The sequence below is a fragment of the Pseudomonas sp. GM21 genome, from assembly GCF_000282215.1.
Classification (GTDB): Bacteria; Pseudomonadota; Gammaproteobacteria; order Pseudomonadales; family Pseudomonadaceae; genus Aquipseudomonas.
Map to the genome: position 1 here is coordinate 1 of NZ_AKJS01000159.1, position 11,327 is coordinate 11,327.

Here is an 11,327-nt window from a genome sequence, read left to right on the forward strand (position 1 = left end):
GACAGCTGCTACACCGGGACGTATCGATGGTCGCAGAGATCAAATTGCAGGCTGCGAAATGGGTCCGGAATGAAGTATTGTTGTCCCCATCCAAAAAACGTCAGAAGCCTTGAACCGTTTCGGCGGTTGTTCAGTGATAGAGGGTGTCATGGGTAACGAAAGCATCAATTGGGACAAGCTGGGTTTTGACTACATCAAGACAGACAAGCGTTTCTTGTCGTACTGGCGCAATGGCGAGTGGGACAAGGGCACCCTGACCGAAGACAACGTGCTGCACATCAGCGAAGGCTCCACGGCCCTTCACTATGGCCAGCAATGCTTCGAAGGCATGAAGGCCTATCGTTGCAAGGACGGTTCGATCAACCTGTTCCGCCCGGACCAGAACGCCCTGCGCATGCAGCGCAGCTGTGCTCGCCTGCTGATGCCGTTCGTCGAGACCGAACAGTTCATCGAAGCCTGCAAGGCAGTGGTTCGCGCAAACGAGCGTTTCATCCCGCCTTACGGCACCGGCGGCGCGCTGTACCTGCGTCCGTTCGTGATCGGCGTGGGTGACAACATCGGCGTGCGTACCGCCCCCGAGTTCATCTTCTCGATCTTCGCCATTCCGGTCGGCGCCTACTTCAAGGGCGGCCTGACCCCGCACAACTTCCTTATCTCCAGCTTCGACCGTGCCGCCCCACAAGGTACCGGCGCGGCCAAGGTCGGTGGCAACTACGCCGCCAGCCTGATGCCAGGTTCCCAGGCCAAAAAGGCGCACTACGCCGACTGCATCTACCTGGACCCGATGACCCACACCAAGATCGAAGAAGTCGGTTCGGCCAACTTCTTCGGGATCACCCACGACAACAAGTTCGTCACCCCGAACTCGCCATCGGTCCTGCCAGGCATCACCCGCCTGTCGCTGATCGAGCTGGCCAAATCGCGCCTGGGCCTGGAAGTGATTGAAGGTGACGTGTTCATCGACAAGCTTTCGGACTTCAAGGAAGCCGGCGCTTGCGGCACCGCGGCCGTGATCACCCCGATCGGCGGCATCAGCTACAACGACCACCTGCACGTGTTCCACAGCGAAACCGAAGTCGGCCCCGTCACCCAGAAGCTCTACAAAGAGCTGACCGGAGTACAGACTGGCGACATCGAAGCGCCAGCAGGCTGGATCGTCAAGGTTTGATCTGACGTTGCTGTTCGCTTGAACAAAAAAGCCCGGTTATCGATTGGATAGCCGGGCTTTTTTTCGTCTTCGGTTTGAGCAATGCCCCGGGGTAAACTTCAATCACTTACCCTTCCAACACGCTCTGCATCCGGCCAGAACAAGGCTGCCTGCCCCCGATGTTCGCCGTGCTCATCGATAAGCGTCCAGACTTTGCCTTCGTAAATCATGAAGGAATTGCCGTCCCTGTCCACCCGCCAGCCGCTATAGCCATGTGCAATTCCGTTGGCCGTGACCTGCTCCAGCAGTGTCTGGCGCATGGCTCGGTCCAACGGTGAAGCGCTGAACTTCGACGGCATACCCAGGAACTGCGAGAGATCGTATTTGAAACAGGCCAACGTCTGTTTATTGGCAAAGAAGAAACGCGGATCGTCTTCAGTGCCATGGGCTAACAGACTGTACGGCGCGTGCTCGTGCAACCAGTGCAAGCGTTCCGTTCCGGTTATTGACTCCGGGGCCGGCAGACCCTGGCCGGTCCAGTGCCGATAAGCATCGTCCAGCAGTTGAACAGCCGTATATTCGTTGTTTGGCGACACGCGCCCTCCCATAACATGGCGTTGGTGGTACGACGCGCCATAGCCTATCCAAACCGATCAGAAAAATCCTCAGCCCTCTCACCCCAATCGACAACTGTTCATTCTGCACAGGGACACTCAAACCGCTGGGCTAACATTCTCCCCGCTCGCCTTAGACAGAACATTAGCAACAAACGTATTGCAGTTATACAAGCCATCTGATCCGCCGCCGTATATTTGTTGCGTATTTTTTAGCACATCCCCTTCCACGCCAAGCGCAAACGCAATCCTGCTAAAAGTATTTAATTTATCCGACAGCAACTTATGACCGGTACAGGGAAAGTGTATTTTATACGTATCTCGATGCTGAAAAAATTCATCTGGCTTTGTATCAATCCGCTCGCTCAGGCGAAGCCCCATATTGTACCTATCATTATGCGAGACTAGACAATCCATTCTGCCAGCCTCAACCATTTCTATCCTGTTAAATGTACACTCACCTCCGCCGACGCCCTTTACAATCAGCATTGAGCTGTGCACAAGAAGATCATTGTGATGATGTTGACTTAGGCTATTTTTGATATTTGCCGTTCTAATGAGCACGTCGTTTTCTGAAATGAAGTCAATACTATCGATCTTCGTTGCGAACATTGCATTACTTAAAACTCTCTGCATCCTATTTATAGAGCACTCGTGATGAGGAATGGCAGTGGCAGCATCCAGGTCCATCTGCAACCCTTGCGCCGCATCGAGTGTTCTATCATTACCTATAGGTTGCGATATTGAATTTGTTTGTTGTGCATTACTTGAGTGGATACACATAAACCGTTCCTTTGAACGTTAATCGAAACACCTGACCAAGCAGGCTTGCCAATTCATTTGATCCTGATTTATCAAACAAGATTGTGCCACATAAAAAATCGGCGACGCTCGCGCCATTTACGACGATAGTTCAACCCAAGGGTGGCCGCGTTTGATTGCACAGAGAGACAATAGTATCCACATTTTTTTGCAATCTATCTGGATCATATTGTTGAACTTGAAATTTGCTGGGTTTTCCCAACCGCAAGCGTTCTGCCTTGAGGATGAGAGGGTTACTGTCAATATCAAACAGCTTCGCTATGCACTCCAGATCGACATTCCCCGATTCCATGTTGTCGAAGTGCGCATACATTTCATTCATATCAATTGGGATATGAGCCTTTTCCCGCATCCAGTCAGTGATCGAGACACTTCGAGTTACACCGCCACCGAGATCCGATTGGTAGAGAAAAGCCGGACGTATTTTTTCATCGCCGGCTGGGATATCAACTATATAAGCATGACCAAGCCCACCGTCCTGAACTCTCAGCAAGAAGTGTTTATCGACAGGTAATGAGTTCAGTTTGGACTTCAACATTGACAAATCCAGATTTTCCGCCTTCGAGTAACTGTATTTATTTTCTCGGTCGTCCAGAAAAAGCTTCATGATGTTATTCGCAGAAAGTCCGCATACGGGGTCGCGAAAAGTGCTGGCACCGCCTACCATCGCCTCTACCTCATGCAGAGGCATGCCCCATTCGGCAGCTCTTTGCTTGTTACCCTCATTAATAAAATCCATAGTTTTTTTTGGATCTCTTTGGAAGATCGGTACATCATCATTACTTTCATTAAAAAGGGTGTTTGCCTCAATATTACTCCCCGCGAGGCGGGCGAAATCCTGTAAAGATTTAGTTGATATATTTTGCAGGGAAACACTTTTTATTACTGTAGCCTGTGTCGCATCCGGAACTGCTGATTGCGTCAAATAACTCGCCGCTTTACTCGTAGTTGAAATGATAATTTTGTTTCACCCTAGTCTGACTGCAGCGTTGTTTAATTAGCATCAAGCTGCTTCCCAAAACAGGGATGGATCCATGCCTGATGTTCGCCCAACGAGGGGCATTGTTTTGCTGCGAATCTTTTCGATAGGAAATTGGCAGCGCTCACCGATTATTCTGAACAAGCCAGGAGCGGATCGGCTTTCCTTTTTCGCTCCCCCCGAAGGAAACAATTGGCGCTCATCGAAGCGCTGCATGCGGGGCAGATGCGGGGGCTAGCCTGGGGTGTTTAAGTTTGAACCACTGAACAGGATTCGCCGCTGGTGACGTTAAACAACGTGATGGCGAAGCCCCACATGGAGTCAGCGATGCATGAGACGCGGGAGACGATGGCCACGATTGCGGTGCATTCACTGATGGCGTTGTCTGGGGATCGGCCGAAGAATTTGACGAATGCAGGGGGTGGCAAGGCTGAGTCTTACGGCGTTTGTTAGTCAGACTGCTCGCGAAAGGGCCACCAAATTCGATGAATATCTTTCAGGCCTGCTGTATCCGCCAAACGGTGTCTAAGCATCCCCTTCACCGAAGCAATTGACCGTCACGATACCCGCGCGAATTTCACGTGAAAGCTTGATAGCGTTGCGCAGATTGTCGGTGTAGACAGATGCCGCCAGTCCATATACCGAATCATTGGCCAGGGCGATGGCTTCGTCGATGGTGGTGAAGGTCGTGACCGCGAGCACCGGGCCGAAGATCTGATTCCGCACCGGTGCTATCGTCAGCATTTGCTGTGGTATGGCTGGGTGCGGAGTTGGATGCGCAGTTTTGGCAGGGTCAGTGCTGGTTACTGCCGGATCGCTTGTCTGTTGGCTTGCGACTCTGCAGCGAATTAATTCAAATCAGACCTCACTCAATCATCCCGAGTCAGCACTTCCAGCAACTCAATCTCGAAAATCAGGTTCGAATTCGGCGTGATCTTGCCCATCGTCCGTTCGCCATAGGCCAGATGCGCTGGCACCAACAGCTTGCGCTTGCCGCCAACCTGCATGCCGATGATCCCCTGATCCCACCCTTTGATAACGCGCCCGGTGCCAATCACACACTGGAACGGTTTGCCACGGCTGTAGGACGAGTCGAATTCAGTGCCGTCTTCCAGCCAACCACGGTATTGGGTGGTGATCAGTGCACCTTTTATGGCGGCTTTACCGTCGCCGGGCTGGAGGTCGATGATTTGCAGTTGTTCATTCATGACGATGTTGGTCTGTTTGCGGAATTCGAGGGACGTGGTTTTCCCAGAAAATCATCCTGCTTGCAACTCTTCAGATGCCTTTACCCGGATGGTGCGGCCGGGTGAACTAACATAAACGCTTACTTACCCTGCGGTTTAATGCCCAATACTGATTACTCTCATTGTGTACCCGGACCCCGCGCCAAGCATGGAGCATGGACCGGCTGATCCATATTGCGGACCTGGCGATGTATGAGGCCAAGCGCAGCGGGAATAATCAGTATCGGTTGGCACCGAGAGCCCGGTGCGAGCTCCCGACCCATAGGGCTTAAACGCCCCACCAGGGTACTTCCTTCTGTTGCGATGATTCTGCACCTGACTGTACCGGGGATTGCGCCCCGGCCTGGCGTAGGCTGCGTGAACACATTCAGGACTAGCCGCCATGCACATTGCCATTCTGACCTTCGACGGTTTCAACGAACTGGATTCCCTGATCGCTTACGGCATGCTTAGCCGGGTGTCGCTGCTGGGGGACAAGGACTGGCGTGTGAGCATCGCTTCGCCGACGCCGCGTGTCACGTCCATGAATGGTTTGACCATCGATGCGCAGATTGATCTGGCCGAGGCTTGTCAGGCGGATGCTGTGCTGGTCGGCAGCGGGCGCAAGACCCGTGAAGTGGCTGAGGATCCGGCGATCATGGATCAACTGCGTTTCGATCCAGGCCGGCAGTTACTGGCTGCACAATGTTCTGGCACCTTTTTACTGGCAAAGCTCGGCTTGCTCGGCGACGCCCCCGCTTGTACCGACGCCATCAGCAAACCGTGGGTGCAGGCGGCTGGGGTAAATGTCGTCAATCAAGCGTTTTATGCCAATGGGAATGTCGCGACAGCGGGGGGTTGTTTGTCGGCGCAGTATTTGGCGGTGTGGTTTCTGGCTCGGCTCAAAGGCACTGAAGCGGCTCGGGAGGTGTTGCACAACTTCGCGCCGGTGGGCGAGAAGGATGAGTATGTGGCTCGGGGGATGGCGCATATCGAGGCATTTATCTGATTGCCTGGTTGCTCGTTCGGGCGCCATCGCGAGCGGGCTCGCTCCCACAATGGATCTAAATCGGGCACAAAATTTGTGTTCACTGAAGATCAAATGTGGGAGCGAGCCTGCTCGCGATTGAGGTTTGTCAGTCAACACGGCTGACGCATCCCGCCGCAGCCTTTATCCTTGGCGCCCCGCCGTATCGAGTGTTGGAGTCAGCCATGCCCCATGAAGGGAACCTGTTGCAAGCCGCTGTCGTGTTTCTGTTCGCGGCAGTGCTCACCGTGCCCTTGGCCAAGCGCCTGCAATTGGGAGCCGTGCTGGGTTATCTGTTTGCCGGTGTCCTCATCGGGCCCTCGGTGCTGGGGCTGATCGGCAACCCGCAAAGTGTCAGCCACATCTCTGAACTCGGCGTGGTATTGCTGCTGTTCGTCATCGGCCTGGAACTGTCGCCGCGTCGCTTGTGGGTGATGCGCAAATCGGTGTTCGGCGTGGGGCTGGCGCAGGTGCTGCTGACGGGTTCGGTGATTGGTGTGCTGGCGCTTTTCGTCTTCGGTCAGCCGCTGAACAGCGCCATCGTGCTGGGCCTTGGCCTTGCGTTGTCGTCCACCGCGTTTGGCTTGCAAAGCCTGGCCGAACGAAAGGAACTGACCAGCCCTCACGGCCGGTTGGCGTTTGCGATTCTGCTGTTTCAGGACATCGCCGCGATCCCGCTGATTGCCATGGTGCCGCTGCTGGCGGGTGGCGATCATGCCAGCACGGTGGCCGACAATGTGAATCATGGTCTGCGGGTGTTGGGCAGCATTGCGGTGGTGGTGATCGGCGGACGCTATCTGCTGCGCCCGGTGTTTCGCGTGGTCGCCAAGACCCGTTTGCCGGAGGTGTCCACCGCCACGGCGCTGCTGGTAGTGATCGGTACCGCATGGCTGATGGACCTGGTCGGCGTGTCCATGGCGCTTGGCGCGTTCCTCGCCGGGTTGCTGCTGGCGGACTCTGAATACCGCCATGAACTGGAAGCGCAGATCGAACCGTTCAAGGGCCTGCTGCTGGGGCTGTTCTTCATCAGCGTCGGTATGGGTGCCAACCTGAGCCTGCTGCTCAGCGCGCCGATTGCCGTGCTCGGGCTGACGCTACTGCTGATCGCAATCAAATTGCCGCTGCTGTTTATCGTCGGCCGTTTGGCCGGTGGCTTGGGCAAAGTCAATGCGCTGCGTCTGGGCATCGTGTTGGCGGCCGGTGGCGAATTTGCGTTTGTGGTGTTCAAGATCGGCCGCGACCAGGGCCTGTTCGAGCCGCACCTGTACGACTTGCTGGTGCTGACGATCACCCTGTCCATGGCAGTGACGCCGCTGCTGTTGCTGCTGTGCGCACGGCTGTATTCGCCCAAGGTGCAACCGGTCGTGGTACCGGAAACATTCCGCCAAATCGACACCGATGCGCCACGTGTGGTGATTGCCGGCATGGGGAGGATGGGTCAGATCGTGTCGCGGATTCTGCGGGCGCAAAACATCAAGTTCGTGGCGCTCGACACCTCGGTGGAAACCATCGAACTGTCCCGCAGTTTCGGTGGTGTGCCGGTGTTTTATGGCGACCCGATGCGCCCGGAAATCCTCAGCGCGGCCAAGGTCGAACAGGCGGAATATTTCATCATTGCCACCGATGATCCGGACACCAACATCAAGACCGCCGAGGTGGTGCACCGCTTGTACCCGCACATCAAAATCATCGCCCGGGCGCGTAACCGCCAGCATGTGCACCGCCTGGTGGACCTTGGTGCCGAGGCGATTCGCGAAACCTATTACTCGAGCCTGGAAATGAGCCGGCGCACGCTGGTTGGACTGGGACTGACCCAGGCCCAGGCCGATGCGCGGATCAAGCGTTTCCAGCATCACGATGAACAGGTGTTGGAGGCGCAGAACGCGGTGTATGACGATGCGGCGAAGGTGTTGCAGACTGCGCAGGAAGCGCGGGCGGAACTGGCTAAATTGTTTGAGTCGGATCAGCTGGAGGAGCAGGAAGCGGGGAAAGTTTAAGAAATGGAGTGCTACTTGGGCCGCCATCGCGAGCAGGCTCGTTCCCCCAGTGGGATACCACACAGCAAAACGCCGCTTCCACCAGGGGTGGAAGCGGCAGAGGCAATGAGCCTCAGCGGATCAATGCATGAACAGGGCGATCAGGATGATGATCGGGATTGGCACGCCAAGAAAGAACAAAAGTAATGAGCGCATGATGATTCTCCTGGGTTAGCGAACAGGTGGCAGCGAAGTAGTGGTGACGTAGGCGTCGGTTTCCACATACACCACGGCGTCCCGACGACGACCGCCATAGGTGGCGGCAAGGCTGGCGAAAAACGCACCGATCAGCAGTGCAATGAACATCCACAGCGAAGTCCAGGCAGCGACTTTAGCGGCGGTGTCAGCGGCTTGCTGGGCTGCCAGCTTGGCGTCGGCAATGGCTTTTTGCGTGCGGGCGTAGACTTCATCGACACGACGTTCGGCGTCGGCCTGGGTCAGGTTGGTGCGCTGGGCAACCATTTGTGCGAGATAGGTCCGGTCTTCGGCAGCTAATTGGCCGTTGCTCAAGCTACGAGCGAAGATGCGGGTCACCGTGCCACGCGCGGCTTCATCGCTGACCTCTGCGGGGCTATCGCTACGGAACAGGCTGTCGACGAAATAACCGTATTGGTCGCTGTCGGTTTTACCGGCAGCAGTGCCTGCGGCTTGAGTGGCCGCACTGGCTGCCCCGCCGACAACGTTTGCCCCGGCCTGCACGCCACCGCTGACAATACTGCTGACCGAGCCGACCACCAGGGTCGCGGTTACCAATGTCGCCACGCACCAGGCGAGGAAGCCATGGGCGGTATCACGGAAATACACTTCATCCCCGTGCATGTAGGCCCACTTGACCCGCAAGCGACCGGCAATGTAACCGCCGAGTCCGGAAGCCACGATTTGCGTCACCGCCAGCCATACGATGGTTGAGATGCCCAGGCCCTTGGCGCTGACGCCTTCATTGGCCCAGGGAGAGACCGCCGAAAAACCCAGGCCGAAACCGAGCAGCACCAGGATCAGCGACAACGCCGCCGCCGCAGCGGCCCCGGCGAAGATCGCCCCCCAGGACACACCCGAGAGCGTGCTGGTTTCTTCTGCGACGGGATAAAAACCATCAGAAGATCTATTCATTGTTGTATCGCTCCAGGCAGGAAAGATGGTGTTACAACTCTTCGACTGGACCATTGCAGTCACCGTGCCAGACCCGAAACTAAAATAAATTGTTATTTTTCAACAACCTATAAAGATTGAACTTCCTTTTCTCATGCAATTTGCAAGGAACACGTCAACACGACGGGTTTTCTGCATTGATTGAAATAGCCAGTGCATGAAGTTTTATTCAGGAAGCTATCGATCATTTCTTGGCAAAATGCTGCTCATCAGTGAGCACCGCAAATCAGGCCAACCTTATGACCCGCATCTTGACCATCGAAGACGACGCCGTGACCGCCCGGGAAATCGTCGCCGAATTGAGCAGCCACGGCCTCGATGTCGATTGGGTCGACAATGGCCGTGAAGGTCTTGCGCGTGCGGTCAGTGGTGACTACGACCTGATCACCCTCGACCGCATGCTGCCGGAGCTCGATGGCCTGGCGATTGTCACCACGCTGCGGACCATGGGCGTGGCCACGCCGATCCTGATGATCAGCGCCCTCTCCGACGTCGATGAGCGGGTGCGCGGTTTGCGCGCTGGCGGTGACGACTACCTGACCAAGCCGTTCGCCACCGATGAAATGGCCGCCCGCGTTGAAGTGTTGCTGCGCCGGCAGAACACCGTCACCGCGCAAGCCACCACACTGCGAGTGGCGGACCTTGAGCTCAACCTGATCAGCCACGAAGCCAGCCGCGCCGGCCTGCTGCTGACGCTGCTGCCGACCGAGTACAAACTGCTCGAATTCCTGATGCGCAACACCGGGCAGATTTTGTCGCGCATGATGATTTTCGAAGAGGTCTGGGGCTATCACTTCGACCCCGGCACCAACCTGATCGACGTGCACATCGGTCGTTTGCGCAAGAAGATTGATCAACAAGGCCAGGCCCCACTGATTCGGACCGTGCGAGGCTCGGGTTATGTCATTGCCGAACCCGTCTAACGGCTGGCGTTCCTCCAGCAGCCGCTTGCTGGCACTCTACAGTTCGCTGTTCGTGATCTGGAGCGCGATCCTCATGGGCGTCATGTACTACGAGGTGTCGTCTTACCTGGACAACCTGGCCAAACATTCGCTGATGCAGCGTCAGCATTTGTTTTCGCACTTTCAAGGAGAACAATTGGCGGACGCCCTCGCCGTGAGCATGACGTTCGACATTCGCGGCATCGACGCCTATGGCCTGTTCGATGCGGAGCACCGCTACCTCAGCGGTGCCCTGCGCCACATGCCCGAAGGCCTGCCGCTGGACGGCAAAATCCACATGCTCACCGACTGCGCCGACTCCGACGACCCGACCCTGCCCGCCGACAGCTGCGACGCGGTCGCGACCCAGACCCGGGACGGTCGCTGGCTGGTGCTGGTGCGTGACAACGGTTCGTTGTTTGCCGTCACCCGGATCATCCTGCATGCGTTGCTCTGGGGTGTCACGCTGACGATCATTCCTGGCATTGTCGGGTGGCACGTGTTGCGGCGCCGACCGCTGCGCCGTATCCGCGCGATCCAGGCCAGCGCCGAAGCCATCGTCGCCGGAGATTTGACCCGGCGCCTGCCCTTGTCCAACCGCCGCGATGAACTGGACATGCTCGCCGCCATCGTCAACGCCATGCTGGAACGCATCGAGCGGTTGATGCACGAGGTCAAGGGGGTCTGCGATAACATCGCCCACGACCTGCGCACCCCGTTGACGCGCCTGCGGGCGCAGCTGTACCGGATTCAGCAGCAGGCTGAAGACGGCTCGACGCTGGCCGTGCAACTGGATTCCGTGCTCGGTGAAGCAGACACCCTGATGGCGCGCTTTCGTGGGTTGCTGCGGATTTCCGAGTTGGAGGATCGCCAGCGCAGGTCAGGTTTTGTGCAACTGGACCCGGTGCCGTTGCTGCAAGAGCTGCACGACTTTTACCTGCCGCTGGCGGAAGAAGGAGAATTGATTTTCACCCTGCAATTGCCGACATCGTTGCCAGACCTCAACGGGGATCGGGCGCTGTTGTTCGAAGCAGTGGCGAATCTGTTGAGCAACTCGATCAAATTCACGCCGCCGGGGGGCGAGGTGATTTTGCGTGGGGTCAGTGAGGGCGGGTTTACGCGAATCGAAGTGCTCGACTCCGGCCCGGGCATCCCAGAAGCCGAGCGCGAGGCGGTGTTTCAGCGCTTCTATCGTGCTGAGGGGGGGCATCAGAAAAGCGGGTTTGGGTTGGGATTGTCGATCGTCGCGGCGATTGCCAGCCTGCATGGGTTTGCGCTTGAAGTGGGCAGCAGCGAACTCGGTGGCGCACGGTTGGTGCTTGATTGCAAAAACTCAGCCCTGACACAACCCTTGTAGCAGCTGCCGAGCCTGCGAGGCTGCGTTCG

10 protein-coding genes and 1 pseudogene are annotated in these 11,327 nt (G+C 56.7%); 5 read left to right on the forward strand and 6 right to left on the reverse strand.

Going from position 1 to position 11,327, the window contains the following annotated elements; translation table 11 throughout:
• Positions 1 to 148 precede the first annotated feature (148 nt).
• Positions 149 to 1,168: a branched-chain amino acid aminotransferase gene (locus tag PMI22_RS04235; RefSeq protein WP_007948490.1), complete on the forward strand. Its 1,020-nt coding sequence runs from the start codon at positions 149 to 151 to the stop codon at positions 1,166 to 1,168.
• A gap of 98 nt (positions 1,169 to 1,266) precedes the next feature.
• On the opposite strand, the gene PMI22_RS04230 is transcribed toward PMI22_RS04235, so the two are convergent.
• From PMI22_RS04230 to PMI22_RS04210, 5 genes and pseudogenes are all read right to left on the reverse strand, one after another.
• Positions 1,267 to 1,743 (reverse strand): MEKHLA domain-containing protein, encoded by a 477-nt coding sequence (locus PMI22_RS04230; RefSeq protein WP_007948491.1) that lies wholly within the window; start codon positions 1,741 to 1,743, stop codon positions 1,267 to 1,269.
• A 117-nt stretch (positions 1,744 to 1,860) separates the two neighbouring features.
• A complete protein-coding gene (locus PMI22_RS04225; RefSeq protein WP_007948492.1) occupies positions 1,861 to 2,544 on the reverse strand; it encodes a hypothetical protein in 684 nt (227 codons plus the stop codon).
• 130 nt (positions 2,545 to 2,674) lie between these two features.
• A complete protein-coding gene (locus tag PMI22_RS04220) occupies positions 2,675 to 3,508 on the reverse strand; it encodes a cycle-inhibiting factor (RefSeq protein ID WP_157214460.1) in 834 nt (277 codons plus the stop codon).
• A 582-nt stretch (positions 3,509 to 4,090) separates the two neighbouring features.
• Positions 4,091 to 4,285: pseudogene (locus tag PMI22_RS04215) on the reverse strand (aldehyde dehydrogenase family protein); the annotation flags it as partial.
• Between the two features lie 146 nt (positions 4,286 to 4,431).
• Positions 4,432 to 4,770: an FKBP-type peptidyl-prolyl cis-trans isomerase gene (locus tag PMI22_RS04210; RefSeq protein ID WP_007948495.1), complete on the reverse strand. Its 339-nt coding sequence runs from the start codon at positions 4,768 to 4,770 to the stop codon at positions 4,432 to 4,434.
• A gap of 421 nt (positions 4,771 to 5,191) precedes the next feature.
• Here PMI22_RS04210 and PMI22_RS04205 point away from each other — a divergent pair, with 421 nt between their 5' ends.
• Entirely contained in the window at positions 5,192 to 5,797 is a 606-nt protein-coding gene (locus PMI22_RS04205; RefSeq protein WP_007948496.1) for a DJ-1/PfpI family protein, read from the forward strand.
• Positions 5,798 to 6,000: 203 nt separating this feature from the next.
• Positions 6,001 to 7,812: a monovalent cation:proton antiporter-2 (CPA2) family protein gene (locus PMI22_RS04200; RefSeq protein WP_007948497.1), complete on the forward strand. Its 1,812-nt coding sequence runs from the start codon at positions 6,001 to 6,003 to the stop codon at positions 7,810 to 7,812.
• A 210-nt stretch (positions 7,813 to 8,022) separates the two neighbouring features.
• On the opposite strand, the gene PMI22_RS04195 is transcribed toward PMI22_RS04200, so the two are convergent.
• Positions 8,023 to 8,961: a hypothetical protein gene (locus PMI22_RS04195; RefSeq protein ID WP_007948498.1), complete on the reverse strand. Its 939-nt coding sequence runs from the start codon at positions 8,959 to 8,961 to the stop codon at positions 8,023 to 8,025.
• Between the two features lie 278 nt (positions 8,962 to 9,239).
• Between PMI22_RS04195 and PMI22_RS04190 the strand changes: the two genes are divergently transcribed.
• Positions 9,240 to 9,923 (forward strand): response regulator transcription factor, encoded by a 684-nt coding sequence (locus PMI22_RS04190; RefSeq protein WP_007948499.1) that lies wholly within the window; start codon positions 9,240 to 9,242, stop codon positions 9,921 to 9,923.
• A complete protein-coding gene (locus tag PMI22_RS04185) occupies positions 9,901 to 11,298 on the forward strand; it encodes a sensor histidine kinase (protein ID WP_007948500.1) in 1,398 nt (465 codons plus the stop codon). The genes PMI22_RS04190 and PMI22_RS04185 overlap by 23 nt, the downstream gene beginning before the upstream one ends.
• Positions 11,299 to 11,327: the final 29 nt, after the last annotated feature.